The sequence below is a fragment of the Streptomyces sp. A0592 genome, from assembly GCF_004795115.1.
In the GTDB taxonomy this organism is placed as follows: domain Bacteria; phylum Actinomycetota; class Actinomycetes; order Streptomycetales; family Streptomycetaceae; genus Streptomyces; species Streptomyces erythrochromogenes.
This window is the reverse complement of record NZ_SSBM01000002.1, coordinates 292,508-318,329: the sequence shown is the minus strand read 5'-3', so window position 1 is coordinate 318,329 and position 25,822 is coordinate 292,508. Positions and strand designations below refer to the sequence as shown.

Genomic DNA, 25,822 nt, shown 5'->3' with positions numbered 1-25,822 from the left:
TCGCCGCCTACTGGACCACATGCCGCTATGGCACATGCAAGCCTCTCCGTCGTGGGCGCGCCTGCACTCCTGCCCGCCCGGAATCGCGCGGGCGTCTCACGGGCGTCTCACGAGGACAGGCCGTCCCAGAACGAGCATCCGTGTGCGGAATGGGCGTCGACGGGGTGGATTCCCCCCGGTCCCGGAGCCAGCGACTGCACCGATGCCGCGTGCGGTGAAGAAGCGCGGAGGACGGGCCAGAACGGGGCGTCGGGGGTGTTCGGGTTACCGGTGCGCGCGAAGTTCGTCCAGTACCCGGCCATGCGGTCCGACAGGGCGCGCTGGCCGTCGTCCAGCGGTCGTTCGGTGGGGAACGCGGTGAACAGGTAGGGCATCTCGAAGCCGTGCGCCGCACCGTACGGGAAGCCCTGGTTCGCCGGCAGGCCGGCGAGGGCGGGAGCGTCCTGATCGTTGAACTCGTAGCCGTAGAGCGGGACGCCGGGGGCGTGCGCCGCGATGGCCCGGGCGGCTGCCAGCGTGGTGCACGTGAAGGACCGATCGGTCAGCACCGCCGCCCAGGCCAGCGCGGGAGAGGGATGGTGTGCTGCCGGATACCGTGCCTCGACGGCCGGGGCCGCGGCCCCGAAGGCCTCCGCCAGGCGGGCTCGGTAGTCGGCCTCGGTGTGGATCGGGAAGGCGGCGAGCGACAGGCCGACGAACATGCGCATCTCATCGTGGTTGGTGCCCAGGATGACCGGCATGCGGTGGAAGCGCCCGGATGCCAGCGCCTGGGCAGGCGCCACGGGCAGCAGTCCGTTGCCGAAGGCGGGCCGGTTGAATGACTGCATCAGCTGCGCGGTGGCGAGACGATCCGTGCTCTGTCCGCGCAGGCACGCCAGGACTTCGTCCCTGCTGCCCTCGGTACAGCCCAGTTGGCGGGCGGCTTCCGCACCGGCCGTCTGGACGTCGGCCTGTGAGGCGAACGGCTCGTACGCCGGTGTTCCGGGGGCGAGCGCACCGCGCGGGAAGGACGTGTGGCAGGAACCGCTCTGGAGGACGGCCCGTTGGAAGAGTCCGGCGGCCGTCGGCGAGGTGAGGTGGGCACAGATGCTGAGGGCGCCTGCGGACTCGCCGAACAGCGTGACACTGCCCGGATCGCCGCCGAAGCGCGCGGCGTTCGCCCGCACCCAGCGCAGGGCGGCCTGCTGGTCCGCCAAACCGAACGGCGGGGCGGCGCCCAGGCCGGAGTGGCCGAAGTAACCGAAGATCCCCAAGCGGTAGTTGACCGTGACGACGATGGCGTCACCCTGGACCGCCAGCCGTTCGGCGCTGTAGTCACTGCCGGAACCGCCCAGGAACGCACCGCCGTGCATCCACACCAGCACGGGCCGCTTCTTCGCTGCCCGCTTCGCCGCCGGGACCGTGACGTTGAGGTAGAGGCAGTCCTCCGAGCCGATGACCGTGCCCGCACCTGGTGTCGGCATCTGCACACAGCGTTCAGCGGGCCTCGTGGCGTCCCGGACACCCTGCCACGCGGCGGCGGGCACGGGGGCACGCCAGCGCAGTGGTCCGGTCGGCGGCGCGGCATAGGGGATGCCGTCGAAGGCGGTGTACGAGTCGTGGGACACGCCGCGCACCAGGCCCTGCTGTGTCCGTACGACCGTACGTCCCTGCTTCTCGGAGTCGGGGGACCCGGGGCCCGCGCCGGCCGCGGGCACGGCGGTGGCCGACAGCAGTGCCACCGTGCACAGCAAGGTGAGGAGCGGCAGGCGAAGTCCGGCTCTTCCGTGCGGACGCGGCGCTGTCATGGTCGGGGGCATACGTACCACCGTTCTTCGGTCGGGGACGGCTCGGTGCGGGACTCGGTGGCACGCGGCCGTAGGCGGCCGCACCGGTCCGGCCGGGCCTGAAGGAGCTCTGAGCTGTGGGAACGGGGGCTGGGCCGCCCCTCAGCGATCAATACGCTAGAACCTCCCGCGCACTGGAGGTTCAAGAGACTGTGACCCAAGACACGTGGAGCATCGGTGAACTCGCTGCCGGAACGGGCCTTCCCGTCAAGACTCTCCGCTACTACTCCGACAGCGGTCTGCTGCCGGTGGCCGCTCGCAGCACCGGAGGTCATCGGCGCTACGGCCCCGAGGCGTGGGAGCGGATCCGGCTCATCAGACGTCTGCGTGCGCTGGACACCCCGATCGCGACGATCACCCAGGTCGTCACCGGGGAGCGCACGCTGGGGGAACTGGTGGCAGCCGAGCTCGAAGCGGTGCAGGAACGACTGGTCGAACTGCGGTGGCGCGAGGCCACGCTCAAGTCGCTGGACGACTGCCCGGGCGAGGAACGCCTCCGGCGCCTGGAGATACTCTCCCGCGTCCAACGGCTCCCGCAGGCGCACCGCACGCTCACTGATCACTGGTACCGCGAGCTGTCCGGGACCATGCCCAAACCTCGACTCGACATCATGGTCGCCATGCTGGCGCCCGCCCCACCGCAGGACCCCGTCCCCGCGACGGCCCTGGCCTACGCCGAGTTGCACCTGCTCATTTCCACACCCGGTTTCACCTCCTGGACCCAGGACCACGACGAAGAGATGAGGGACGGCCCGGCCTTCTACGCGGAGATAGACGAAGCCGCCGCACTGACGGCCGCCGCGCTGGCCCAAGGCCTTCCGCCGGGCGGCGACGCAGTGGACGCGTTCGTCTCCGCCCACGTGCGAGCCCGACGGGAGTCGGACACCCCGGCCTTCCGCGCCCACCTGCACGGGCTGGTGTCGCGGTCATCCGGCTTCGACCCCCGACTGCAGCGGTACTGGGCCCTGGTCAGCACCGCCACGGCCGGGCGCGTCCTGAACATGACCGTGGCACATCGATGGCTCACCGACGGCCTGTCGAGGTCGATCGCCGCGACGAACACCTAGTGCTGTGACCGGAGTCTTCGTCAGCGATGGCGTAAGGGCTGTGCTGTTGGCCCGCTCGTGTCGGAGCGCTTGTGCCGGAGCGCGGCGCGGAGGGTGCGGCTGCACGGGCCGACGCGGGCCGGGACGGCCGTCCGCCGGTGGTGGTGATCCGGCCCCTCGCCGGGCCCTCTCTGGCCTGCGCCCGGGCGGGACCGGCACGCCGACCGCTCCGGACCGGCCCTTAGGGTTTACCCATGAGTTTGACAGCAGGTCACGGGGAAGGAGCCCTGCCCGGTCCGACGGCACCGGTGCCGGGCTGGCAGGCGCCGAGCGCAGTCGAGCGCGGGCTGTACGAGGCGAAGGCCCGCGGCGACTGGCCCGCGTACTACGACCTCGTCGCACGGGCCGACCTGTACATGATGCAGTCGCGGGCGTACGCCGACGCGAACGCCGGCAACACCCGCTTCCACCCCTACTGGAACCCGCAGACCCAGACCGTGTGCCTGGCCGTCTACACCGGCGGCATGCTGCCGCCGCCCGTCGCCGACCCGGTCTACAACTGCTACGACCTGGGCTGGTTCGCGGAAGTCTGGAACGACAACGATCCGCCCTACCTCGTCGTCAATCCCGGCAGCCCCTGCGAGGGCGTCCTGCCGGCCGGGCCGGAGGGTCGTGCCCTGTGGCAGCGCCACTCCGCCCCGGTCGAACGGCCCGGTCTGGCGCGGGACGTCGTCCACACCCTGGAGGTGGGCGGCCCCCGCACCGGCCCCGTCGCCTTCGGTCTCGCGGCCGGCGCGCACATCAACGTGCGCAACGGGCGCTACTGGAACTCGATGGCCTACCACGGCTGCGGCTACCGCGACGAGAAGCGCACGCTGGAACGCTGGTAGGGGGTCACCACGCGGGAGGAATGGCAGGAGACGCAGGAACAGCTGCTGCGTGCCGGAATGGCCAGCGGGGTCTGGGAGTTCGTCCTGCAACTTCGCCGCTCCATGGCCCTGGACTTCGCGGGCCCCGTCGACGTCGACCATTGGCGCCAGGCCGCGGGGAACGTGGTGCGCCGGCGCGCCGAGGCCACCGCCGAACCCCGCCTGAGCGCGAACGGCGTCGCCCCGGGCGGCACGGTCACCGCCGCGGAGCTGGAGGGCCAAGTGAGCGGCGTCCAGCGGCTGATCGGCCGGATCGCCCGCTACGAGGCGCGGTTCCGGGCCGACGGCCTGCTGCCCGAGGGGGGCTTCGTCCGGAGCGTCGAGGCCTGGGACTACGGCCGGGCCTCCGCCATGGCCCGCTGGGGACTCGCCGCCCGTCTCTGCTCCCTGCAGGAGGCGGAGGCGGCCGTGGTGCGCGCCGGCCGTCTCGTCCAGTTCAACTACCGCTCGTGGGAGGACTTCTCGGCCGCCTACGTCCTGGGCCGCTGCCTCCACTTCGACGAGGAGGAGTTCGGCGAGTGGTACGAGACGGTCCTCGCGACCCACCGTGCCCTGACCACGGACCCGGCCAGCCCGTGGCGCACGCTTGACTGGTCCTGAGCATTCCGGTTCAGGCCCGCGGTTCGGCCCCGCCTCCGGCGGCGGGCGGGCCCGCCGGGGTCAGGAGGCGGCGGACGCGTAGTGGTCGGCGTACTCCCGGAGGCGGGGAGCGAACTCCTCGAAGCTCTCGGCGCACCGCACCATCGAGGAGGCCACAGCGACCCGTTCCTCCTCGGTCGGCTCCCCGGCAGAAGGGTCGTGCCGGCATCCTCTTCCCCCCACCGACGGCTCGTCGACATCGTCTGTCAGCGGTGCGGGCGGCTCATCCTGCGGTGGCGGTGGCGGCGGCGACTGATCCCCGGCAGCTCACCTCACGCGCCCGGGCCTGCGTCGGTCGCGGCCGCGGGCCGCCGGGCACCGCCGTGGTGGCTCGGCCCTGCTCACTGGGAGGGGACGGCGTCCTTCGGGGAGGTGTGCCAGTTGGTGACGATCGGCTTGTCGACGGTGATGGTGCCGACCGGGAGGGATACGGGGTCGGGGTCGTCGTTGCCGATGGCGACGATGATGCTGTCCAGTTCCTTGCCGCCGTTCGCGCTGGTGGTCTTCGGGTTCACTCCTGCGTAGGCGGTGGTGTTCCCCGACAGCGTGATCGGCTTGCCGGTGGACTGCTCGGCGGGGCCGGCCTCCGTGCCGTCGGATCCGAACGCGATGGTCGGATGAACGGCGGGGAGGGTACAGGTGATGTTCGGCTTCGCCTTCGCGACGACGAGGATGTATCCGCCGGCCTGGGTCTCGGACTTGGTGCTCAAGGCGATGTCGTTGGCGCCGCAGACCTGCCCGACCGGCTTCTGCCCGCCGTCGGCGCCGCCGTTCTTGCCGTCCTTGCCCGTGCCCCCGGAGGCCTCGGCGGTGGCCGCGGGTGAGCCGGACGGCGTGGCCGTGCCGGCGCCCGCACTGGCGGAGGCAGAGGTCTGGGGGGCGCCGGCGTCCGCGCCCGCGTCCGTGTCCTGGCAGGCCGTCAGCAGCATTGCTCCGCCCACGAGGACCGTGGCGACGAGGGAGGTCTTGCGGTGGTTGCCTGACATGAGGTGAATCCCCTTGCGGTTGGTGGTCGCGGCCGGGGCGGTCCGGCCCGGCGCTGCAAGATCACTATGCGGGGGCCGCGGGCCGTTCCGAAGCGATGTACGCGTTCCCTGACAACGCTGTCGCATGCCGGTGACATGCCCGCGACGAACGTTGCCGGAGCGCGGGGCTGTTCGCCGTGTCCGCCCGGGCCGCAACGACGGGCCCACGGTCGCGGGCATCGCCGCAGCGGTTGAGGCCGTCCCCGAACGGGAGTTGCGGAAAATGGGTCGCGCGGACGGGGTGGAATGAGAGAGCTTGCCCGGATGCAACAAGCGAGCGGTCGTACGGTAGGCATCCACCTCACCCACGGGGGCGAATACTTCGGCCTGCTGGGCCCGTACGAGGTGAACGGGGGCTGGTGGTCGTCCGCCGCGCCGGTTGTCGAGCGGGCCACGCAGGAGCTGGGGGTGCCCGTGGTGGTGCTCCGGCTCGCCCACGCGCCGAACAACGGCAGCAGTGGGCACGGCGGGCACGTGGTCTACCACGTCGAGGCGCTGGAGCGGCCGGCCGGCCGGACGCCGCATCAGATGGCGCCGGAGGTCGCCGCCTTGCTCGGACCGGCCGAGCGCCGGGCCGGCTGGGCCACGACCGCAGGGCTGCGGGAGGCACTCGCCTGGGCGGAGGAGACACTGGACGCAGCGGGCCGGGCTGCCACCGGCCGACCCGAACAGGTCCGGACGTGGAACCTGTCCGGCCTCTTCCGCTTCCGCACCGCCGACGGCGGCGAAGCCTGGCTGAAGACGGTCAACCCCTCCTTCAACGCACCTGAGGGCTCGGTCATCGGGCTGCTCGGCTCCGTCGACCCCACGCTGGTGCCGACCGTCCTCGGCTCCGACCCGGAACACGGCCGGCTGCTGCTCGACCATGTGCGCGGCGAGGACCTCTGGCACCCGTCCGCCGAGGACGTCGTCGCCGTGGTGCCCCGGTTGGTCGCCGCACAGGTGGCCCTGGCCGCCGACGGCCGGGCCGCCGCGGCCGGGCTTCGGGACCGCACCCTGCCCACGCTGGTCACCCACGTGAACGCGCTGCTCGACCGGCTCGTGGCCGAGCGGGCGACGTCGCCCGGGCCAGGGGCCGACGGGCCTGGGGAGCGGCCCGAGGACCGGCTGACGGCCGAGGAGCTGGCGGCCGCCCGGGCGCTCGCCGCGCGGCTGCCCGCGCTGGTCGAGGAGCTGACGGCCTGCGGACTGCCGAACACCCTGATCCACGGCGACTTCCACCCCGGCAACTGGCGTTCCGACGGGACCCTGGCGGTGATCGTGGACTACGCCGACTCCGCGTTCGGTCACCCGGCCCTGGACGGGCTGCGCCCGTGTCAGTACGTGGACGGGGAGCGCTGGTCGCAGGTCGCCGAGGTGTGGGCGCGAGCGTGGCGGGAACACGTGCCCGGCTCGGCGCCGGAACGGGCGCTGGAGCTGGTCGAGCCGCTGTTCCACCTCTCGTACGCGGTGCGGTACCAGGAGTTCCTCGACCACATCGAGGCCAGCGAGCGGCCGTACCACGAGGGCGACCCGGCCAGTGAGATCCGCAGGGCGCTCGCCTGCGTGAGCCGGGGCGCGGGCCGGTGATCAGCCCTGCGGCACGCCGAGGTGTGGTGACGAGCCGGGCGTGAGGGCACCGGTCCGCGGCTCCGAATGATCCCCGGCGGTCGCGCCCGTCCGCGCCGGACGCCGGTACGCCGGTACGCCGGTGCGGCAGCGCGGCCGCGGTCCGCCGCAGGGGCGGGGCGTGCCGCCGGGCGCCCTCCCTGCTTCCCCGGCGCGGCGCCGGGCGAGCCCGGAGGGCGTGTACTCGAAGTCCCGCAGCGTTCCCCGTTCACAGGTCCGGAAGCCGGTCCGGGCGGCCACCTCGACGGGCCGGGAACGGCGTCGGCGTTCATCCGGGGAAGGGACCGTTCGGAGGAGCGGGCGGGAGGTCCGGCGCTCCTAGGTTCGATGCAGACGTCCGACCGGACGTCCTTCCGCCACACGGCAAGGAGCCAGCCATGACCTCCCTCACCCGCACCGACCCGGCACGTCAGGACCTGCTCGCTCTGGAACTGCGTCCCGGCGCCGGCCGGTCGGCCGGCAGCGACAAGCGCGCCTGTGTGTGCGGCTGGAACTGCTCCACCAGGGCATCCGCTCGTGAGGTGCGGCGCCGCCCCCGCTGAACACCGCACGTGGGCGGCCCAGCGGGGCCGGCCGCCGGACAGGCTGCGCTCACCACCGGTCACATCGCGAAGAGGGCTTCCTCCTGTGGTGGGATCGGTGGGTCGAGGACGTCGCGGAGCCGGGTGATGTCCTGGCGCCATTGCGGCCCGCTCACGGCCTCGTCCCACAGCTCGGCGATTTCGGACCGCTCGTCGACCACTCGGTCCAGGACGCCGTCGGCGAGCGCCCGAAGGTCGGCGGGCAACTCCGGCAGCGGCTGCGATGGGCCGTAGTTCGCGCACGCCGGCTCGCCGTCAGGGTGCTGTGCGACCACAACGGCTGCTGCGGCGACCGCTCGCTCGGCGTCGGGGGTGATCAGGTGGTCCGGGCCGATGTCCCAGGTACCCATGTCTCTCCTCGCGCGGTCCTCCGGGGATCGTCGCACCGGCCACCGACATTGGCCGTGTACGTCGCCCACGCCCGGGTGAGGTCAGGCCAGGCCCGAGGCGATGGCCCGGCGGACGGCGTCCGCGCGGTCGCGGATCCCGGCTTTGGCGAACAGGTTGTTGATGTGCGTCTTGACCGTGGCCTCGCTGATGAAGAGCCGCTCGGCGATGCCACGGTTGGACAGGCCCTGGCCGATCAGCGCAAGCACTTCGCGTTCGCGGCGGGTGAGGTCCTCGGGCAGGGGCCGGTCCGGCGGGGGCGTCCTGGTCCTGACGGTGGCGAGGAGCCGGTCCTGGACCTCGCGGTCGAGTACGGACTGGCCGGCGGCCGCGGCCCGGATCGCGCGGGTGATGTCCTGGCGTCCGGCGTTCTTGGTCAGGTAGCCGCGGGCTCCCGCGCCGAGCGCGCCGAGGATCGAGTCGTCGTCGGCGAAGGTGGTCAGGACGACCACCGCGACCTCCGGGTGCTCGCCGGCCAGCAGGCGCGTCGTCTCGATCCCGTCCATGACCGGCATCCTCAGGTCCATCAGCACCACGTCCACCGGGCCGGCGGCGACGGCCGCCAGCACCTCGGTGCCGTTCGCCGCGGCCGCGACGACCTCGATGCCCTCGGCCAGCGCGAGTACCGCGGCGAGGGGTTCGCGCACGGCGGCCTGGTCGTCGGCGACGACCACCCGCAAGGGCTGCTGCTGCGCCACAGGTCCGGTCATTGCGGGATCACTGCCTCCACTTGCCAGTCGCCCTGGTGCGGGCCTTCGGTGACCGGGCCCGCGGTGAGCGTTCCCCCCAGCAGGGCGACGCGTTCGCGCATGCCGATCAGTCCCATCCCGCTGCCCGCGCCCGGGGCGGCCCGGCGGGTGGCGGGGCGGTTGCGCACCCTCAGCACGGTCGATGCCGGGGCGAACTCCAGATCCACCCCGACGGCTCCCCCGGGAGCGTGCCGGGCCGCGTTGGTGAGGGCCTCCTGGGCGATCCTCAGCAGGTTCTGGACCGCTTGAGGGGACACGTCGCGCACCGTCCCTGTGACGGTGAGGGCGTCGTGGTGGCCCGATGACGCGAGCATCGAGGCCAGGGTCTCCCGCAGCGGCAGCACGTCCTCACGCAGGGCGTGCACGGTCCACTGCGCCTGCTTCAGGCTCTCCTTGACCAGTCCGTGAGCCCTGGCGTTGGCCTCCCGGACCTTCTCCAGGTCCCCCGTGTCGATCAGCGCGTCGGCCAGCTCCAACTGCATGTTGATCCCGGCGAGGGAATGGGCCAGGACGTCGTGCACGTCCCGGGCGATCCGGCCCCGTTCCGTCAGCACGGCGGTACGCGCCTCGGCACGCGCGGCGCGTTCGGCCGACTCGGCCGCGTCGAGCGCCGCCCGGACGGCCTGCCGCTGGGTGCGGTTGACGATGCCGATCAGGACCGGGGCCCCGGTGGCGAGGCCGAGCACCCACGGCAGCGCCTCGTGCCCCGGCCCGAGGCGCAGGAACAGCACGGCGCTGCAGAGCAGGCTGCAGAACCCGGCCAGGAGGAGGGCGGGCCTGGTCTGCAGCCGGTATCCGATGTGGCCGGAGAGGAAGAAGGCGAAGAGGTAGGCCGTGCCGCTGCTGCTGAGGCCGATCAGAGCGGCCGCGGCGACGATGCCGAGCGTGAGCCATACCAGGGCGAGGCGCGGCGGGACCTTGTGTTCGGGCAGCCGACGGGCGAGCAGCGCGGCGGAGTTGAGCACGAACAGGACGGCCACCGCCAGGCCCCGGCCGCTCAGGCCCATGGGCCGGATCGTCAGGAGGCCCGCGACGACGACCGCGAGGGACACGACCCACTGCACGCGCGGGTCGTGCCCGGGGACGGAGCGCGCGCCCGCACGCCGGCCGGTGTCGTCGCCGGGGTGCGGGGCGCTCGGGTCTGCGGGCACACGCCGAAGATACGGCACGGTCAGACCGTGGTACCGAGCACGGGCAGGGTACGCGCTGCCCCCGTCCGCACGGATCGGCTGCGTACGTAGATCGTGGCCACCCGGGTGACGACCTCGGTGAGCGCCATCAGGACGAAGGCCGTGACCCACGCCTGCTGGCCGGTGATGTGGTGCGTGAGGCTGAAGCGTGCGACGTCGTCGGCGCCGCCGTGCTCCACCCACGTCTGGAAGCCCATCCGGGCTCCCATGCCCGCGATCCAGAGGACCGCGGAGACGGCGCCCGCCTTGATGAGGAGGTCTCCGTCGAGGGCGCGGATCCGGGTGTAGATCCCCCCGGCGATGCCCAGGGCGGCGCCCGCTGCCGTCAGGGTGGCGATCAGGACGAGGTCGTTGCCGGCGGTGGGGACGGAGTCCAGGTACGAGTACGCCACGAAGGCCACGATCGCCAGCGGGAGCAGGAAGGTCTTGCGGTCGAGACGGCCTTCCCGCAGTTGCCGGAAGACGATCAGGACGAGGGCGATATCGGTGATCCACTCGGTTGCTGTCATGTCCCCCAGGCTGCTGCGACGCCGGTCGCCGCGCCTGGACCCGCGGGTGGAGAACGGGGTGGAGATCCGGCTGCACAGGGTGCGGGGCGGTCCCGTACGGGCGGTTCAGGACGGGGCGGCGGGGGCGGTCATGGCGCGGCGACGGGGCCCGGATGCGTCCCGTCCGGCCCACCGGTGGAGGAGGGTCACCCCGCCGCGCAGCGCCTAGGCTGTGCACCGGCCGGCCCCGGGCGCGGGGTCCCAGGGGGTGGGTAACAGGATGTCCGTAGAACGTCACATAACGGGGCTGCTCCAGCAGATCGCCCGTCAGCAGGACATCGTCGAGATCGCCCCCCAGGGCTCCACCCCGAAGGCGGCCGCTCTGGCACACGTGGCGGAGCAGTACGGCTACACGTACGGCATGGCGTACAGGACCGGGTTCAAGAACTCGCTCGTGCAGGTCCGGATGTACCGGGACCCGCGGCCGGACGCGCGCGTGCGCGAGGCGGCCGCCATCACCGCCCACCCGCAGGCGGGCAACGGCGGGACGGTTCCCGGGCTGGTGCAGGGCTCGCTGAAGCCGCTCCCCGAGGCGGTCGGTGCCGCGGCCGTGCTGAAGGACCTCATCACCTTCGACGTCATGGCCCAGTACATCGCCGACCGGGGCCAGAAAGTGATGGCCTACCTCGCCTGCGCGGTCCTGACCGTCATCCTGCTCATCGACAGGTCGCCGGTCGAGGCGGTCGCCTCCGGCGCGGCGGTCGCGCTGCTCTTCACCGTGGCGTTCACGGTGGGTGAAGTCCGCCGAAGGAAGATCGCACAGAGGCTGACGGCCGCCGGGTTCCTCACGGTGGTCGACGAGCAGGGCGGCCGGCGGTTCCAGCGCCCCGGGCAGCAGTAGTCCGGCCGCGCCGGCCCGCTCAGCTCCCGGGGAGGTCGCCGTTGCCGGGGGTGGCGGCCTGTGTGCGGTCCGTGCGCAGGGCGCTGGGGGTCAGGCCGAGATGGCGGCGCATGGTGCGCGTGAGGTGGCTCTGGTCGGCGAAGCCGCACGCGTCGGCGACGGCCGCGATGGCGGTGTCCGTCGTGAGCAGGGCCCGGCGGGCCTGTTCGAGCCGCTGGCCGAGCACGTACTGGTGCGGGGACTGCCCGGTGGAGGCTCGGAAGACCCGGGTGAAGTGGGACGGGCTCACCCCGGCGACCCGTGCGAGGTCGTCCAGGGCGACGCGCTCGGCGAGATGGGTGTGGATGTAGTCGGTGACCTGCGCCAGCCGGCGCGGCAGCAGCGCGGAGGAAGCGGGCGCGAGGCCGACTCCCCGGGAAGCCGTGGTCTTGATGACGTGCGCGGCGACAGCCTGCACCAGTGACTGGGCGTAGAGGGTGTCGGCGGGGCTCTTCTGCTCGTATTCGAGGACCAGGCGCTCCACCATCATGGCGAGGAACGCGTCGTTGCGGTGGTAGTCGGGGGTGATCTCCAAGGTGCCGCTGAAGCCGCCCTCGTCCGCGAGCTTCTCCAGCCAGGCCGGGTCGAGGGCGACGAGCATCAGCTCCACGTCGTCCTCCCAGCGGGGGCGGGATGCCCAGCCGGCCGGGTTGATCAGCAACTGCCCGTGGTGGAAGCGCTCCCTGCGGGCGTGCCCGTCGGCGCTCCAGCGCAGATTGGTCGACGTGCCCGTGTGCACCACGAGAACGTGCGAACTCGGGCCGATGGGCGGCTGGGCGCCGGGATGCTTCCCGGCGGCCAGCTCCGTGTCGCGCTCCACGACGGCGTGGTCCAGGTCGGGTCCGCTGCCCGACAGATGGACGAGGTGGGGCTTGATCAGGGATGTCTTCGTGGAACTGGACACGTCCCCATTATCCGTGGGCGGGTCCTTGATTGCAGAGGTCGGGCCCGGCGGCGGGTGCGGTACGCGTGGCCGGGGCGTTTTCCGTGATCCGTTTGTTCCAGGGCAGCCGGATCGTTCAAGAGCGGCCGGGGCCGGGCGGGCGACATTGGTGGCGCATCTCGTGCTGACACCGGAAGGAACCCACCATGAGCTCGAACCACTCGCTGTCCGGCAAGACCGTTCTCGTCGGAGCCGGCGCGAAGAACCTCGGCGGTCTGATCAGCACCACCGTGGCGCAGGACGGCGCCAACGTCGTGATCCACTACCACTCCGACGCCACCGCCGCGGACGCGCAGAAGACCGCCGAGGCGGTCGAAGCGGTCGGCGGCAAGGCTCTGACCGTCCAGGGCGACCTGTCGCGGGTGAGTGAGGTGGAGCGGCTCTTCGCCACCGCCAAGGACCACTTCGGCGGCATCGACGTGGCCGTCAACACCGCGGGCATGGTGCTGCGCAAGCCGATCGTGGAGACCTCCGAGGAGGAGTACGACCGGATGTTCGCGGTCAACTCCAAGGCCGCGTACTTCTTCATCCGCGAGGCCGGCCGGCACCTCAACGACAACGGCAAGGTGATCACGATCGTCACGTCGCTGCTCGCGGCGTTCACCGACGGCTACTCGACCTACGCCGGTGCCAAGGCCCCTGTGGAGCACTTCACCCGGGCCGCCGCCAAGGAGTTCGCGGACCGCGGCATCTCCGTCAACAACATCGCCCCCGGGCCGATGGACACCCCCTTCTTCTACGGCCAGGAGACCCCGGAGCGCGTGGCGTTCCACAAGTCGCAGGCGCTGGGCAACGACCTCACCAGGATCGAGGACATCGTGCCGCTGGTGACCTTCCTGGCGACCGACGGCTGGTGGGTCACCGGCCAGACCGTCTTCGCCAACGGGGGCTACACCACCCGCTGACCCCTGGAGGGCCCCCGGGGGCGGCCGACCTGCGGGCCGGGAGCGGCTCCCGCCGCCGCCGTACGGCGTAATGGCCGCTCCTCCGCCATTTCCCTGCCGGGAAAAGGGCCGGCCTCCGCCTATTTTGTGGCGGGATCAGCGGTCGTCGACCCTCGGAGCGCACCTGTGAAGGACACCGCCCATACCGCCGGTACCGCCCCTACGGACGGCATGCCCCGGCGTCACTTCGTGGCCCTTTCCGGCGTCCTGGGGGCAGGAGCGCTTCTGGCCGGGGCGGCCGGCAGCGCGGCCGCCGCGGCGCACCCGGGCTCCGCCGCCGGCACAGCGCCCTGCTGCCCCAGCCCCTGCCCCGCGGACCCGAATCCTCCGCCACCCGGATCCGGTCCGGCCGCGTGCCCTCCCTCGCAACTCCAGCCACTCTGCGGCAGCCCCACCGACACCGACCCTCTGTGGCAGGACGTGCAGTACTGCACGCAAGGGATCGTCCCGCCGTCCGGCCACCGTCCCCTCTGCCTGAAGACGATGCCCAACTACGTGGTGCTGCACGGCCAACCTCAGTCCCCGAACAACTACCTCCTCCTGCCCAGCTGCCGGATCACGGGGATCGAGTGCCCGTTCATCGTGACGCCGAACGTCGCGAACTACTGGCACGAGGCGTGGGAGACCGGCCGCCCTGGCGGAGACGTGCCCGTCCGGTTCCGCGACATCGGTCTGGGCATCAACTCGCGGGCCGCCCGCCGGTTCCAGCAGCTGCACATCCACATGGCCGGCGTCCAGGGCAGCACGCAACGGCGGCTGCAGGACCTGGAGGCGGCGGGGCGCGTCGCCCTGCAGCCGTCGCAGTGGGGGGACGCGCAGTACCAGGCACTGGTGACGGGAAAACCGGGATCGGGCGACCGCACGTACCGGATCCTGCGGCTCGACACGCTCACGCAGAACCTCTTCGAGCTGCTGGACGTCAACGTGGTGCGCAGGTTCGGTCTGGACATGGCGGGCCAGACCCTGATCGTCGTGCCGAAGCGGACGGCCGCCGGCTACACGGGGACCTTCTACGCCCTCAACAGCGACTCCTCCCTCCACTCCGGGACGGACACCTGCGACCACCTGCTCATCTACACCTGAGCCGGCAGGCCGGAAGCCGCGTCGTGCCGGAAGGAGCGGCGGTAGGCGGCGGGTGTGGTGTGCACCAGGGCGTGGAAGCGGCGGCGGAGGTTGGCGGCCGAGGACAGGCCGGTCCTGGCCGCGATCGTCTCGACGGCCAGGTCCGTCTCCTCCAGGAGGGTCCGGGCCGCCATGACCCGCTGGCGGAGCAGCCAGTTGCCGGGGCTGGTGCCGAGTTGCTCGGAGAACCTGCGGGCGAGCGTGCGCGCGGAGACCGCCCCGAACGAGGCGAGGTCGTCGACGGTCAGCGGTTCGTGGAGCCGCTCGACGGCCCAGTCCAGGACGGGGGCCAGGGAGTCCGGGGTGCGGTCGGTCAGGGGGGCCGTGGCGTACTGCAGCTGCCCGCCCTCGCGGTGGGGCGGCATGACCATGTGCCGGGCGACCTGGTTCGCGTAGGCGGCGCCGTGGTCGGTGCGGATCAGGTGCAGGCACAGGTCGATGCCCGCGGCCGTGCCCGCGCTCGTGGCGACGTCACCCAGGTCGGTGTAGAGGACGTCCGGCTCGACCCGGACGCCGGGATGCCGTGCGGCGAGCTCCTCGGCCAGGCGCCAGTGGGTGGTCGCCCTGCGGCCCTCCAGCAGTCCGGCCTCGGCGAGCAGGAAGGCCGCGGAGCACAGCGCGACGACCCGGGCGCCGCGTCGGTGTGCCCGCCGCAGCGCGTCGACGATGCCGGGCGAGGGGGCGGTCGTACGCCGCACCCAGCCGGGGACGAGCACGGTCTGCGCGCGCTCCAGGGCCGACAACCCGTGCGTGACGGCCATGTCGTAGCCGGCCAGGGTCGGCACGGGCCCGGGCCGCTCGGTGCAGACCTCGAAGGTGTAACGGGCGGGCAGGCCGGGCCTGTTCAGGCCGAAGACCTCCGCCGCACAGGCCAACTCGAAGGTGGACTGCGGCGGCAGGAGAAGGCACACCACGCGGTGAAGGCTCATGGCAGAAAAGTACCTCCCCACGTCGATCCTGACTCTGGGATCGGGGCGGAGGGGCGACGAGCATGGTCTCGCGCCCCACCCACCCGTTCACCGACTGAAGGGACAGTCCTGCCGTGTTCGGCACACTCATGCTTCTGGCCGTTCCCGCCGTGCTGTTCAGGCTGCTCGGTGCGCTCGGCGTCGAACGGTTCGCGACCTGGCGGGTGTCCGTCCTGCACGGCCTCGCGGTCATGCTGGTGTTCACGGCGAGCGCACACTTCGCGCCCTCCGGCCCCGGCCCCATGCCCGGGCACCACGACCTGGTCGCGATGGTCCCGCCGTTCGTGCCCCTCCCCCGCCTCGTGGTCTACGCGACGGGCGTCCTGGAACTCCTCGGCGCCGCCGGGCTCGTCCGGGAGGCGGCCCGGCCCGTCGCGGGGCTCGGCCTGGCCGTGCTGTTCGTCCTGATGCTCCCGGCCAACATCCACGCGGCCCTGGAAGAGGTCCCGTTGGGTGGGGAGCCGGCGACGCCGCTGTGGTTCAGGATTCCCGAACAGGTGCTCTTCATCGGTGTCGCACTGTGGGCCTGCGTACCGGCGCGGTCCGCGGCCGACGGGGCGCGGGCGGCCGGGGCCGGCCGGCGGCGTCCGACCGGGTGACTCGACCGGGTCCCCAAGGGCGTGGGCAGGGCGCCCCGGTGGAGGAGTAGCTTCTTGCGGCTTCGTACGGTTTCGTACGGCTCTTTACGGCCAGCCCTGCTTCACCTTGGCGGGAGCGGTGTTCCAGCTCTTGGGTATGAAGGTGATGATGTAGGTTCCGCGGTCGAAGTCGGTGTATCCGGAGGACCAGTTGCGGAACTTGCTCTCGTACACCTGCATGGGACCCATTCCGCCTTCCGGCGAGTGGTAGTGGTTGGCGTGGGTCCAGATGGTGTTGTCGGGGTCGGTTTCCTTCTGGTCCCCGAACCAGCCGTAGTCGAAGTTGACGTAGCTCTCGCCGGGCTTGGCGGGGCTGCGTGAGGTGTTCCTGTCGTTGGACATGTCGACAAGGCCGGTGTTCCGGTCGGGGCGGAAGGCGTCGGGGTCTCCGTACGTCCTCTTGTCGGAGGCGCTCCGGGGGTCCTGCCCGCTCCAGAAGTGCTTGGAGTAAATGACCGCCTTCATTTTGGACGGGTCGGAGTTGCCCCCGTTCCGGTCCTTGAAGGACGGCGTGTTCCGTAGAGCGGAGTAGAAGTTCGAGCGGCTGCCTTCGCCGGCGAGAGCGTCGTTGTTCTTCGTGAGCTCTGCCTTGAGGTTGCTCAGATAGGTGCCCTCGTCGTGGGCGTTGTCCAGGGCCTTGTTCATGACGGATGCCACGTCACGGGCCCGGTCGAATCCCTTTGCCTCGTCGAAGCTCTGCTTGGCGACGCGTCCCTCGAACTCCGCCCGTGTCTCGCCGGGCCGGGGGCCGGTGTTCTCCAGGGCATCCCTGTGCTTGTCCTCGTCGAAGGACGCGAAGGCCAGCTTGTTCGTCGGGTACGGCCCTGAATTGACCCAGGTGACGCCGACGCACCCGTAGGACAGCTGCTCCCGCTGCCGTTCGGTCATCTGCTGCACTTGTCCGTCGCGGTGGCTGTAGGCCTGCTGCCACTTGCGTATGTAGTTGCTGATGCCGGTCGTGGCCCTGTCTCCGCGGGCCCGGTAGGCGTCGGGCATGCGGTCCAGTGGCTCGGCGGGCGGCGTGACCCTGTCACCGGCCGCGGCGGAGGGCCTCCAGGACTCGGTGCCGCTCGGCAGGTCCCCACCCGGGGTCTTGTCCGGCCGGCCCAGATTCAGAGCTTTCTCGTTCAGTGCGTTGATAAGCCTGATGTCCTCCGTCGTCAGGCCGTTCCTTTCGGCATAGGAGCCCTTCGCGTCGCCGATACCGTCGGCGGCCCGGCCGACCGACGGTGTGATCCCGGCGGTGCACAGCACAATGCCCGCTGTGGTGAGGGCAAGAAGTCCCGATCGTTTGTACATGAAAGCCCGAACTTCCTTTGCGGTGAAAATCGGCATGGGGGAACGCGAAACCTTCGGCTCCCGAATGAACGGTCAGGTGGAGCGAGAAGTGATCATGTCCGGGGTGTCGGGTCCCCGACAACACTGCGGCTCCAGAATCGGCCAGCCGCCCGATGGGGCTGTATTCGGTCAGGCGGAGCGAACCTGCCCCACGCGGTGCGTGCAGCGGCGGTATTCGCATTTCTTCTGCCGCACGATGCGCGGCGCGAGCGGTGCAGGCTGCTTCAAAAGTCCCGTGGAACGGTCTGTGGCGGGGCTGTCGGCCGGGCCGGGGAGCCTCATGCGCCGGGGGCGGTGCGGGCGCGGCAGTTCCGCCCGTGCGTGCGCAGGTGCGGTCCGACGCGCCGCCGGCCCCCCGGGAGGAGCGCAAGGTATTCGCCACTCCCCCGTCGAACCCGCGTCGGCCCGCTGCCCGGCCCGGGTCTGTGATGAGCCGTCACCTCCTGCAAGACGGCCGGTAACGCCTCCTCCACGCAGAGTTCTCGGCGAGGCGGCCGCTGCCGTGGCGGTGGCGGTGGCGGTGGCGGTGGCGGTGGCCCGACGCTGTGTCCGGCGACCCGACCGAACCAAGAAGCGAATTCCCGGATCCGGGGCCCTCCGTGATCATTCGGCCTCCGTCTCCGTTGGTGGTGGAGGACCCCGCGTCAGGGGTTGTGGAACGGCAGGAGACAGGAGGCTCGTCGGTGTCCGAGAGCTTGGCCGATGTCATCGGGGCTGCGGGGGGCGAACTCCGCTTCCTGCGGAGGCTCCTGGGGAATGCCGGCGAGGATGCCTGGGAACGGCTGCTGGAATGGTTGATCGACGACTGGTTCGGGCTGGACGTGCTGGGGCTGGAGAACATTCCCGCCGACGGGCCGGCGGTGCTCGTCGCCAACCACTCCGGAGCCTGGGGGCTGGACGCCTTCGTGCTGCAGAAGGCCCTGCACCGCTCGTTGCGGCGCTCCTTGTCCGTGCTGGCCGCGCCCTTCGTCCTGCGTCTTCCCGTACTGGGTTCGTACGCCGCCAGGAAGGGCGCCGTACCCATCGACCCGAGGTCGGCCATGCAACGCCTGAGCGCCGGCGAACTGGTCGCGGTGTTCCCGGAGGGGGTCTCCGGACTGGAGAAGCCGTTCCGTGAGCGGTACCGACTCCAGCCTTTCAACCCCGGGTTCGCGGTGGCGGCCCTGCACACCGGGGCTCCGATCGTTCCGGTCAGTGTCATCGGGGCGGAGGAGTCCTCGCCGAAGATCGGGGAAGTGCCCGCGCTGGCGAAGCTCCTGGACCTTCCCTACTTCCCCCTGACCTCGCCCTTCCCGCTGCCCGCGAAGTGGCTGATCACCATCGGTGAACCTGTCGCGCCGCCCGAACGGCCGAGGGGCTTCGGCGCCCGCTCGGCGGCAGCCCGGTGGCTCTGCGCCGAAGTCCAGGGCACCGTGCAGGACATGGTCGATCGGGAGCGTGAACGACGCGACGCGCTCGTGCGGTAGCCGCCGCGGCCGCCCGTACGGTCCGGCGGGGCGCGCCGCCGGACCGTTCCGGTCTTCGCCTCAGTCGCCGAGACGGCGGGCGGCGGCGCGGACGTCGGAGGCGGCGCGTGTGCACCGCTCCGCGTGCTCCAGCAGCTGCATCCGAAATCGCTCGCCCGCCTCGTCGCCGTTCCAGCCCGTTTCGGCGGCGCAGGCGACGAGGCTGCGGGCGTGCCGGTCGAGGCGGTCCGCATCGGCGCGGGCCAGCGCCGCGGACGAGGCCGGGCTGCCGACGCGCACGGCCGGCGGGACGGCGCCGAGTCCGACTCCGGCCCCCACTCCGGCTCCGGCTCCGGCTCCGAGGAGAGCGATCCGCACGGTGTGCGGGGGGAGGGTGAACGGCATGCGGTCCGGCCTGAGGGCCGGGGACAGCAGGGCGGGCCGGGCGGCCTCGGTGAAGAACCGGACGATCTCCTCGGCCACCTCGACGGCGAAGGCGGTGACCGAACAGCCGGTCGCCGATCCGCACAGCGGCGACGGCCCGTCGTACCGGAAGGCGCCCCGGCCCTCACCGGAGCCCTCGCGAGCCACGGCGTCCGCGGGGGCAGCGGCGTCCCGGAGCCACCCGGGGGCGGCCAGGATCTCGGTGCCCGCGTCGACGGCGAGTCCGTCCCACACGAATCGCGTGCGGACCGGGTGCACGGCGGCTTCGACGGGCGGGAAGTGGTCGAGCGCGAGCGCCACGGCTCCGGCCGGGCCGTCCGCAGCGCCCGGCACGCCCGCCGCAGCGAGGGCGAGTGCCTGGAGAGCGGTCGTGACGGCCGCCTCGGAGACCACGGCCAGGGTGTGGGCCAGCGCTTCCCCGGGCCGGCTCGCCGCGGAGTGGGGTGCGCCCTGCGCACGGGCGGTGGGTACCACGGGCCCGGCGGCCTGGTTGCGATTCAGGCCGCGATCCAGGCCGGCGGCCACGGAGCGGGGGTCCGGGTCGCTCAGGTACGGGGCGAGCCGCCGGTTCAGGGCGGCCGCCCGGCCCTCGTACGCGTGACCGCCCGCGGCCCCGGCCGTCCGGAACAGCACCTCGGTCAGCAGGGTGTCGTCCGCCGCGGCCTCGCCCACCACCACCCGGCGGGCCGCACGCAGCAGACCGGGCCGCCAGGCTTCCCAGGGCAGCACGTGGTCGTCGCGGCGTGCGGCGACAACCTTCTCCAACTCCTCCGCCAGGGGCCCCCGGAGCAGGGCCGCGGACGGGGCGGCGTCGGGCGGGAGAGGGGCGTGGGGGTGCAGGCCGTGCCGGCGGCCGGCTCCGTCGAGTCGGACCGCAGGGGCGAGGGCGTCCGACGCGGCGCCCTCGGCGAGAAGTCCGGCGGTGTCGTCCGCACCCAGAGGGACGAGGAACGAGCCGAACGGGGTGCGCAGCCGGACGGGGCGTCCGCAGCGGCTGTGGCGCAGGTGGGCGAGGACCTTGCGGGCCGCGCCCTCGCGGGTGAGGGAGTCCAGGCCCAGGGCGCGGGCGGGTGCGTCCGCCCAGGGCAGGCGGTGGGCGAGCATGGCGGCGCTGAACACCGCGTTCTCCAGCGGCCAGGCGGTGGCGGGGGTGGTCATCGGGGGGCGTTCTCCCTCTGGTCACACGGAGGCACGGGCAGGGGACGGGCAGGGGACGGGCCACGGGCACGTGCGCGGCCAGGGGCACGGGGCTCGGGGCACCCCGGGGCTCGGGACGGGGGTCAGTGGTCGCGGAGCATGTACGGCTGGTTGCCGGTGATGTCGCCGTCGTAGCACCGGATGAGCCCGTTGACCTGTTCGCGGTAGTGGGCCAGCTCTCCGCGCAGGCTGTCGGAGTAGGCCTGCGGGGCGTGGGAGAGCGGGTAGTCGTACGACTCGTCGAGCCAGGCCAGTTCGACCCAGCCGGCGGGGATGTCGTGGGGCGAGGCCGGGCCGCGGCCGTCCAGCATCGGGATGACATCGTGCTTGTTGACCAGGCTGATGACGCGGGTGGTGTGGTCGGCGGGCCGCTTGGCGTCGATCGGGGAGCCGAGCGTGACCACGTGGGTGATCCTGTATTCGGAGGCGACGTCCGCGTCGGCGGCCAGGTTCATCGCGGTCAGGCCACCGAGGCTGTGTCCGACCAGCATCAGCTCCGATCCCGCCGGCACACCGGCCCGGCGCAGGAGCTTCCTCGCCGCCCGGGTGTAGGTGGTGTCGGTGCGCAGACAGCCGTCGAAGGCGCCGACCAGGTCCTGCGGGGTGCTGTTGCTGAGCAGGGCGAAGCTGGTGCCGGGCAGGAGCAGCACGTGCCGTACCGTGCCGTCCTCGCAGGCGACGCGGCGCAGGAGGACCAGGCCGTGGTTGCCGAGGGCGCCGATGTCGTTGATGTAGCTGACGATGTCGTTGCGCGAGGTGCCGAGGACCTTGGCGAGGATCGGGTCGGCGTCGGCGCGTTCGGCGCGGCCGGGGCCCGGGTTGAGGTACTTGAGCAGGGAGCTGGGCAGACCGAGGAACGGGTCCGTGGTGGGGATGCCGCCCGAGAGGGTCACCCAGGAGAAGTCGTCGTTGACGGGGTTCTCGTCCAGCAGGCCGGTCAGCGCGAGGAGTTCCATGATCACGGGGCTGACGGTGGTGAGGGCGCGGGTGACGCCCAGCCGTTCCACGAGGGCGTACAGGGCGCGGACGGTCTCCACCCTGTTCCCGGAGACGACGGCGCCGGTGAGGCGGCGGGCGTGGGCGGAGTCCAGGTTGGGGTGGGTCAGGGTCGCCGCTTCGATGCGCAGGGCGAAGGCGTCCACCGCCATGGCGACCGCGGCGGGGCGTCGGCGGGTCACGTTGCCCGCGATGCGGGCGAGTTCGCCGATGACGCCGCCGTTGGGTCCGAAGCCGAGGCCGGTCGGGCTGGTCAGGGCGCGTGCGCAGGACAGCGCCGTGCCGAGGGCCCAGGCGGGGCGGCGCAGGGCTTGCAGGGCGAAGCGCCCTCCGGTCAGCGCTCCGGTGAGGTCGGCTCCGGCCTTGCGTGCGGCGAGGGCGGCGTCGGCGAGCAGGACGGAGGCGGCGATGAGGAGTTCGGTGTCGGTGCGGGTGGCAGTGGGGGTGGCGGTGATCGGGGGCCGTCCCGCAGGGACGTGGTCCGCGGGGCCGTCGTCCGTGATGCCGCCGTCCGCGGGGCCGGGTACGTCGAGGCTTTCGGGGACATCGGGATTGCGGGGGGTGTTCTTCCGCTGCCCGTCGGAGAGCTGCCGGGTGGGGTTCCCGGTCGCCTGAGGCATCACGTGGCAAACCTCTCGTCGCTGACCCGCTGTTCGGGACGCATGGTGACATCGAACGGGGGCGCCGCCGGCGCGCTGCAGCGCCTGTACCGGCGCTCAGGCGGGGGCGCACTCCCTGCGCGCCCCCGCCCGCACTGGGATCCGCGCGTCATCCGGTCGCCGGAGGGCCTTTCGGTTCCGGGGGATGACATCTCGGCCGTCTGTTGACGGGGCCGGGTGCGGGTGGCGCCGGAGGTCCGCGTGGGCCACCCGCCCCAAACCCATTGAGTAGAGCGTTCGTTCTAGTCCTGTGCTACGTTTCCTCCGCGCGCTAGATAGAGCGCTCGTTCCAGAACTGGGGGATCCATCATGGGAAAGAACAACGGCAGCGATACCGACACCGGGAACGGCAACGGGGACAGCCGCTCCGTCACCGTGATCGGTCTGGGTCCCATGGGCCGGGCGATGGCCGCCGCCCTCCTGGACCGCGGATACGACGTCACTCTGTGGAACCGCACCGCCTCCCGCGCCGACGGGCTCGTGCCCCGCGGCGCCCGCCTCGCACCGACCGTCCGGGAGGCTCTCGCCGCCAACGAGCTGGTGCTCCTGAGCCTCACGGACTATGCCGCGATGTACGACCTGCTCGGCCCCGCCGAGGCCGCCCTCTCCGGCAGGGTTCTGGTCAACCTCAGCTCCGACACCCCGGAGGAGGCCCGCAAGGCCGCACGTTGGGCGTCCGACCGGGGCGCCGTGCAGCTGACCGGCGGCGTCACCGTCCCGCCCTCCGGCATCGGCAAGCCCGAGTCCTCCACCTTCTACAGCGGCCCGCAGGACGCCTTCGAACGGCACCGCCGGGTGCTCGAAGCGGTCACCGGCACGACCGACTACCGCGGCGAGGACCCGGGACTGGCCGCGCTCCTCTACCAGATCGGCATGACGATGTTCTGGACGTCCATGCTGAGCTACTGGCAAGCGACCGCCCTGGCCGCGGCCAACGGACTGACCGCCTCCGACATCCTCGGGCACGCGGTCGACACCGCGAACTCCCTGCCCGGCTTCTTCGCCTTCTACGCCGACCGCATCGACGCCGGCACGCACGACGGTGACGTCGACCGGCTCGCCATGGGCGCGGCCAGCGTCGAACACGTCCTGCACACCCATGCCGACGCGGGCGTCGACACCGTCCTGCCCGCCGCAGTCGCCACCCTGTTCCGGCGCGGCATGGAGGCCGGCGGGGCCACGGAGAGCTTCTCGGGCCTGGTGGAACTCATGAAGAAGGCGGGCTGACGGGCATTCTGCGGCCCGGCAGGGCCGGTCTCTTGTGCGGGCGGGCAGCCCGTGGTCGCGCAGGGCCGTCCGCCGTTCGGCTGCGAACGGCTGTCGCGAGAACCCGTTGCGCGGGTCCAGGCAGGGACGCACAGGGTGCACCTGCCGCGGCGGGGCGCTGTAGCGCAGCGGTGGACGCGCCCCCTTCCCAGGAGGGGAGGACGCCGGTGCGAATCCGGCCCGCCGTCCACAGACCGGCACACCGCCCGACGGCCTTGCCGGAACGCCGCAGGGGCCGGACCCGACAGGTCCGGCCCCTGCAGCAGCGTGGGGACGTCAGTTCTTGACGGGCTCCATGCAGAGGACGAACTTGTCCGTCTCGAGCTGCTGCGCGAGAGCGACTTCGGCCACGCCCTCGCACTTGTCGATGTCGAAGGTGTTGTCGAAGACCTTGACGACCTTGTAGAGGTCGGGCACCTTCTCGGTGCAGCCCGTACTCTCGACCTCGGGGTCGTTCTCCGGGCCCGTGACGACGACACAGTCGCCGGCCTCCGCGTGAACCGGGGCCTCGCCCGTCAGGTGGGGAAGGCCCAGGCGCCAGAACAGTGCGATCGCGATCGCCACGAGGACGCCGAGGATCTTCTTCCCCAGGCCGCTCTTCTTCTTCGGGGGCTCGGACGGCGCCACGGAGGCGTCGAACGGGCCGGGAGCGGCGGGCTGCTCGGGGGTCTGCGGCGCGGGAGGCGTGGCCATGAGGGTTCCTTGGGGACGTGTACATGATCGAACGCGCGTACGTTACCGGCTCCCCGACACCCAAAAGGGACTCTTCCCTTCCGTTTTCCAATCGGATACGGAGTCGTGATCCTGCCGCCCCGTCAGGTCACCGCCGCCGGCTCCCGACCTGCGGGGGGGCACGGGCCCGCGTACGGATCCGGCGGACAGGCCGCCGCTGTGGTTCGGGGCGGCCGGGGCCCGGGAGGATGTCGGCCGGCGGCTCGCCTGCGGGGCGAGCCGCCGATGTGAGCGGGCGCGAGACCGAGGTGTGCGGGGCCGGTCCCCGTGTCCGCACGGGCGCCACTGCGGCCCAGGACCGGACCCCCGCCTTCCGCCCGCGGCCGCCGGAATCCTCTGCTCGGCGTCAGAGCTCCGGAGCGAGGAGGGTCAGGCGCAGGACCGCGTCGAACGCGAAGAGTGCCGGCGGGACGAGCCACCATCTGCGCAGCCACTCGGCCCTCAGGAACACCCACGTGAGGAGTGCCATCGAGACGGCAAGGGCCAAGGCCAGGGCTGCGGTGATGTCGGCGTGGGCGACGGCCTCGCCGTCCCAGGGGCCGGCGGGTTCCGCGGCATGGGCGAGCAGCAGGAGGTAGCCCGTCAACAGGTTGCCCAGGGTCAGGAGGACGGCGCACGCGGCGGAGCCCATCTGTTGAGCGGCGCTCCGGGGCCGCTGCCGGGTCATCGTCCTCGTCTCGTTCACCGCAACGCTCTCCGTACGTCGTCCACTCTCTGCAAACGACATGGCTTCCCCCTGCGGTCGCGGCGATGAGCGCGACACACGCCGCGCCTTGTGATGCACAGCCTGCCCGATGCTGCGCCCGACGGCCGGTATCGATCTGGGCGGCACCCCTTGGCACTCGTGCCGTCTGACAGGATGCCGACCATGAGCTACTGGGACCCTCTGCCGTCCGTCCGGGCCGCGGAGAGCGGGCGGCTGCCCGCGCCGGACGGCGGCACGTGGCTGCCCTCCCCGGACTTCCGAGGCCTCTGGTGGAACCAACGCCCCGATCGCTGGGCAGAGCGCGACTGGCGCAACGTACCGGGGCCGTTCTACGGCGCCGGGACCGACACCTGCTGGATGGGTCGGCTGATCGCCCCCGCGCACGTGCTCTACGACGACGAGTGGGGCGCCGAGTTCGTCTACCGGCAGCCCCGCGACGCGACGCAGGCGCTGGCGCTGCTGGGCGCGGTCGCGCAGGACCCGATGGTCGGGTACGCCTGCGACGGCGACGACCACTGGACCCCGGAACTCGTCCGCGACTGGTGGAGGGAGCGGGGCCGGGTGCGGGAGTGGGCCGCGGCCCTGGACCGTAAGTGGTCCGTCTCCGGCCGGGCGGAGGAACGCGAGGCGGCCGGCGGGGGCCGGGAGTACGTCGCGTACATCGACGCAGGCCTCGCGGAAGACCTCCGCCACTACCTCTTCTGGCTGTCCGAAGGCCGTCCGGCCAACCCCGGCGAACCCCTGCCGTCCCTCTCCCCACGCGGCGCCTGACAGGGGGTGGGTGGGGCCCGGTCCCCGCCTGCTCGACGAAGGCGCGGAACCCCCATGTCCCACAGTGCTGTGCTCTCCCGTGCGACCTCTCCACTGGCGAACGCGTCCCTGGGTACGGGTACTTGTCCCGCACACCGCGATTCGACGCAACCACCGAGCCGGGTCAGCTGCTGGCGTCGACGGGGCCAGGGAGCATCATTCGCGGCGTGTCCGGGTTGGCGGAGAGCACGGTCAACCAGCACGTG

23 protein-coding genes, 1 tRNA gene and 1 pseudogene are annotated in these 25,822 nt (G+C 72.2%); 12 read left to right on the top strand and 13 right to left on the bottom strand.

The window, feature by feature from the left end; translation table 11 throughout:
- Positions 1-107: 107 nt before the first annotated feature.
- Positions 108-1,787 carry a carboxylesterase family protein gene (locus E6U81_RS04630; protein WP_136228768.1) on the bottom strand — a complete coding sequence of 560 codons (1,680 nt, stop codon included), beginning with the start codon at positions 1,785-1,787 and terminating at the stop codon, positions 108-110.
- 191 nt (positions 1,788-1,978) lie between these two features.
- Between E6U81_RS04630 and E6U81_RS04625 the strand changes: the two genes are divergently transcribed.
- Together E6U81_RS04625 and E6U81_RS04620 are read left to right on the top strand one after the other, a co-directional pair.
- A complete protein-coding gene (locus tag E6U81_RS04625) occupies positions 1,979-2,893 on the top strand; it encodes a MerR family transcriptional regulator (RefSeq protein ID WP_168714556.1) in 915 nt (304 codons plus the stop codon).
- A gap of 233 nt (positions 2,894-3,126) precedes the next feature.
- Positions 3,127-4,401, top strand: a pseudogene (locus E6U81_RS04620) (DUF1266 domain-containing protein).
- 380 nt (positions 4,402-4,781) lie between these two features.
- Here the strand turns inward: E6U81_RS04620 and E6U81_RS04615 are convergent.
- Entirely contained in the window at positions 4,782-5,426 is a 645-nt protein-coding gene (locus tag E6U81_RS04615) for a DUF4232 domain-containing protein (RefSeq protein WP_136228766.1), read from the bottom strand.
- A gap of 303 nt (positions 5,427-5,729) precedes the next feature.
- On the opposite strand from E6U81_RS04615, the gene E6U81_RS04610 reads away from it, so the two are divergent.
- Together E6U81_RS04610 and E6U81_RS39650 are read left to right on the top strand one after the other, a co-directional pair.
- Positions 5,730-7,034 (top strand): phosphotransferase, encoded by a 1,305-nt coding sequence (locus E6U81_RS04610; protein WP_136228765.1) that lies wholly within the window; start codon positions 5,730-5,732, stop codon positions 7,032-7,034.
- Positions 7,035-7,450: 416 nt separating this feature from the next.
- Positions 7,451-7,615, top strand: a complete 165-nt coding sequence (locus E6U81_RS39650) for a hypothetical protein (RefSeq protein ID WP_168714555.1) — start codon at positions 7,451-7,453, stop codon at positions 7,613-7,615.
- 59 nt (positions 7,616-7,674) lie between these two features.
- On the opposite strand, the gene E6U81_RS04605 is transcribed toward E6U81_RS39650, so the two are convergent.
- The 4 genes from E6U81_RS04605 to E6U81_RS04590 all read right to left on the bottom strand — a co-directional run bounded on the left by E6U81_RS04605 (position 7,675) and on the right by E6U81_RS04590 (position 10,489).
- Positions 7,675-8,004: a DUF4259 domain-containing protein gene (locus E6U81_RS04605; RefSeq protein WP_136228764.1), complete on the bottom strand. Its 330-nt coding sequence runs from the start codon at positions 8,002-8,004 to the stop codon at positions 7,675-7,677.
- A gap of 81 nt (positions 8,005-8,085) precedes the next feature.
- Positions 8,086-8,751, bottom strand: coding sequence for a response regulator transcription factor (locus tag E6U81_RS04600; protein WP_136228763.1), 666 nt, complete (start codon positions 8,749-8,751; stop codon positions 8,086-8,088).
- The gene (locus E6U81_RS04595) at positions 8,748-9,941 is read right to left on the bottom strand and encodes a histidine kinase (protein WP_346766121.1); all 1,194 of its coding nucleotides are present in this window, start codon (positions 9,939-9,941) and stop codon (positions 8,748-8,750) included. Before E6U81_RS04595 ends, E6U81_RS04600 begins: the two co-directional genes overlap by 4 nt.
- A 20-nt stretch (positions 9,942-9,961) precedes the next feature.
- Positions 9,962-10,489, bottom strand: a complete 528-nt coding sequence (locus tag E6U81_RS04590) for a hypothetical protein (RefSeq protein ID WP_136228762.1) — start codon at positions 10,487-10,489, stop codon at positions 9,962-9,964.
- A 259-nt stretch (positions 10,490-10,748) separates the two neighbouring features.
- Here E6U81_RS04590 and E6U81_RS04585 point away from each other — a divergent pair, with 259 nt between their 5' ends.
- On the top strand, positions 10,749-11,369 hold the full coding sequence (locus tag E6U81_RS04585; protein ID WP_136228761.1) for a hypothetical protein: 621 nt from the start codon (positions 10,749-10,751) through the stop codon (positions 11,367-11,369).
- A 19-nt stretch (positions 11,370-11,388) separates the two neighbouring features.
- Here E6U81_RS04585 and E6U81_RS04580 read toward each other — a convergent pair whose 3' ends face one another.
- The gene (locus E6U81_RS04580) at positions 11,389-12,312 is read right to left on the bottom strand and encodes an AraC family transcriptional regulator (RefSeq protein WP_240803628.1); all 924 of its coding nucleotides are present in this window, start codon (positions 12,310-12,312) and stop codon (positions 11,389-11,391) included.
- Between the two features lie 185 nt (positions 12,313-12,497).
- Between E6U81_RS04580 and E6U81_RS04575 the strand changes: the two genes are divergently transcribed.
- Positions 12,498-13,256 carry an SDR family oxidoreductase gene (locus tag E6U81_RS04575; RefSeq protein WP_136228760.1) on the top strand — a complete coding sequence of 253 codons (759 nt, stop codon included), beginning with the start codon at positions 12,498-12,500 and terminating at the stop codon, positions 13,254-13,256.
- Positions 13,257-13,778: 522 nt separating this feature from the next.
- Positions 13,779-14,378 carry a CDP-diacylglycerol diphosphatase gene (locus tag E6U81_RS04565; protein ID WP_240803627.1) on the top strand — a complete coding sequence of 200 codons (600 nt, stop codon included), beginning with the start codon at positions 13,779-13,781 and terminating at the stop codon, positions 14,376-14,378.
- Here the strand turns inward: E6U81_RS04565 and E6U81_RS04560 are convergent.
- Positions 14,369-15,346, bottom strand: coding sequence for a helix-turn-helix domain-containing protein (locus E6U81_RS04560; protein ID WP_136228759.1), 978 nt, complete (start codon positions 15,344-15,346; stop codon positions 14,369-14,371). The genes E6U81_RS04565 and E6U81_RS04560 overlap by 10 nt on opposite strands.
- A 113-nt stretch (positions 15,347-15,459) precedes the next feature.
- On the opposite strand from E6U81_RS04560, the gene E6U81_RS04555 reads away from it, so the two are divergent.
- A complete protein-coding gene (locus E6U81_RS04555) occupies positions 15,460-15,984 on the top strand; it encodes a hypothetical protein (protein WP_136228758.1) in 525 nt (174 codons plus the stop codon).
- A gap of 84 nt (positions 15,985-16,068) precedes the next feature.
- Here E6U81_RS04555 and E6U81_RS04550 read toward each other — a convergent pair whose 3' ends face one another.
- Positions 16,069-17,322, bottom strand: coding sequence for a protein-glutamine gamma-glutamyltransferase (locus E6U81_RS04550; protein WP_136228757.1), 1,254 nt, complete (start codon positions 17,320-17,322; stop codon positions 16,069-16,071).
- Positions 17,323-18,044: 722 nt separating this feature from the next.
- On the opposite strand from E6U81_RS04550, the gene E6U81_RS04545 reads away from it, so the two are divergent.
- Positions 18,045-18,827 carry a lysophospholipid acyltransferase family protein gene (locus tag E6U81_RS04545; protein WP_168714554.1) on the top strand — a complete coding sequence of 261 codons (783 nt, stop codon included), beginning with the start codon at positions 18,045-18,047 and terminating at the stop codon, positions 18,825-18,827.
- A 60-nt stretch (positions 18,828-18,887) separates the two neighbouring features.
- Here the strand turns inward: E6U81_RS04545 and E6U81_RS04540 are convergent, their stop codons facing one another.
- Both E6U81_RS04540 and E6U81_RS04535 read right to left on the bottom strand, forming a co-directional pair.
- Positions 18,888-20,408: a hypothetical protein gene (locus E6U81_RS04540; RefSeq protein ID WP_136228755.1), complete on the bottom strand. Its 1,521-nt coding sequence runs from the start codon at positions 20,406-20,408 to the stop codon at positions 18,888-18,890.
- A gap of 122 nt (positions 20,409-20,530) precedes the next feature.
- Positions 20,531-22,063 carry a hypothetical protein gene (locus tag E6U81_RS04535; protein ID WP_136228754.1) on the bottom strand — a complete coding sequence of 511 codons (1,533 nt, stop codon included), beginning with the start codon at positions 22,061-22,063 and terminating at the stop codon, positions 20,531-20,533.
- A 348-nt stretch (positions 22,064-22,411) separates the two neighbouring features.
- Here E6U81_RS04535 and E6U81_RS04530 point away from each other — a divergent pair, with 348 nt between their 5' ends.
- Together E6U81_RS04530 and E6U81_RS39645 are read left to right on the top strand one after the other, a co-directional pair.
- Entirely contained in the window at positions 22,412-23,329 is a 918-nt protein-coding gene (locus E6U81_RS04530; RefSeq protein ID WP_136228753.1) for an NAD(P)-binding domain-containing protein, read from the top strand.
- A gap of 152 nt (positions 23,330-23,481) precedes the next feature.
- A tRNA-Gly gene (locus E6U81_RS39645) sits at positions 23,482-23,558 on the top strand.
- Positions 23,559-23,644: 86 nt separating this feature from the next.
- Here E6U81_RS39645 and E6U81_RS04525 read toward each other — a convergent pair.
- Both E6U81_RS04525 and E6U81_RS04520 read right to left on the bottom strand, forming a co-directional pair.
- Entirely contained in the window at positions 23,645-24,061 is a 417-nt protein-coding gene (locus E6U81_RS04525) for a hypothetical protein (RefSeq protein WP_136228752.1), read from the bottom strand.
- A 385-nt stretch (positions 24,062-24,446) separates the two neighbouring features.
- Entirely contained in the window at positions 24,447-24,785 is a 339-nt protein-coding gene (locus E6U81_RS04520) for a hypothetical protein (protein ID WP_136228751.1), read from the bottom strand.
- A 183-nt stretch (positions 24,786-24,968) separates the two neighbouring features.
- Here E6U81_RS04520 and E6U81_RS04515 point away from each other — a divergent pair, with 183 nt between their 5' ends.
- Positions 24,969-25,577 (top strand): ferredoxin, encoded by a 609-nt coding sequence (locus tag E6U81_RS04515; RefSeq protein WP_240803626.1) that lies wholly within the window; start codon positions 24,969-24,971, stop codon positions 25,575-25,577.
- The last annotated feature ends 245 nt before the right edge of the window (positions 25,578-25,822 follow it).

Coding starts and splice junctions, on each gene's coding strand:
- E6U81_RS04630 (WP_136228768.1), bottom strand. CDS start 1,787: ATGACAGCGCCGCGTCCGCACGGAAGAGCCGGACTTCGCCTGCCGCTC.
- E6U81_RS04615 (WP_136228766.1), bottom strand. CDS start 5,426: ATGTCAGGCAACCACCGCAAGACCTCCCTCGTCGCCACGGTCCTCGTG.
- E6U81_RS04610 (WP_136228765.1), top strand. CDS start 5,730: ATGCAACAAGCGAGCGGTCGTACGGTAGGCATCCACCTCACCCACGGG.
- E6U81_RS39650 (WP_168714555.1), top strand. CDS start 7,451: ATGACCTCCCTCACCCGCACCGACCCGGCACGTCAGGACCTGCTCGCT.
- E6U81_RS04605 (WP_136228764.1), bottom strand. CDS start 8,004: ATGGGTACCTGGGACATCGGCCCGGACCACCTGATCACCCCCGACGCC.
- E6U81_RS04600 (WP_136228763.1), bottom strand. CDS start 8,751: ATGACCGGACCTGTGGCGCAGCAGCAGCCCTTGCGGGTGGTCGTCGCC.
- E6U81_RS04590 (WP_136228762.1), bottom strand. CDS start 10,489: ATGACAGCAACCGAGTGGATCACCGATATCGCCCTCGTCCTGATCGTC.
- E6U81_RS04585 (WP_136228761.1), top strand. CDS start 10,749: ATGTCCGTAGAACGTCACATAACGGGGCTGCTCCAGCAGATCGCCCGT.
- E6U81_RS04575 (WP_136228760.1), top strand. CDS start 12,498: ATGAGCTCGAACCACTCGCTGTCCGGCAAGACCGTTCTCGTCGGAGCC.
- E6U81_RS04565 (WP_240803627.1), top strand. CDS start 13,779: ATGCCCAACTACGTGGTGCTGCACGGCCAACCTCAGTCCCCGAACAAC.
- E6U81_RS04560 (WP_136228759.1), bottom strand. CDS start 15,346: ATGAGCCTTCACCGCGTGGTGTGCCTTCTCCTGCCGCCGCAGTCCACC.
- E6U81_RS04550 (WP_136228757.1), bottom strand. CDS start 17,322: ATGTACAAACGATCGGGACTTCTTGCCCTCACCACAGCGGGCATTGTG.
- E6U81_RS04540 (WP_136228755.1), bottom strand. CDS start 20,408: ATGACCACCCCCGCCACCGCCTGGCCGCTGGAGAACGCGGTGTTCAGC.
- E6U81_RS04535 (WP_136228754.1), bottom strand. CDS start 22,063: ATGCCTCAGGCGACCGGGAACCCCACCCGGCAGCTCTCCGACGGGCAG.
- E6U81_RS04530 (WP_136228753.1), top strand. CDS start 22,412: ATGGGAAAGAACAACGGCAGCGATACCGACACCGGGAACGGCAACGGG.
- E6U81_RS04525 (WP_136228752.1), bottom strand. CDS start 24,061: ATGGCCACGCCTCCCGCGCCGCAGACCCCCGAGCAGCCCGCCGCTCCC.
- E6U81_RS04515 (WP_240803626.1), top strand. CDS start 24,969: ATGAGCTACTGGGACCCTCTGCCGTCCGTCCGGGCCGCGGAGAGCGGG.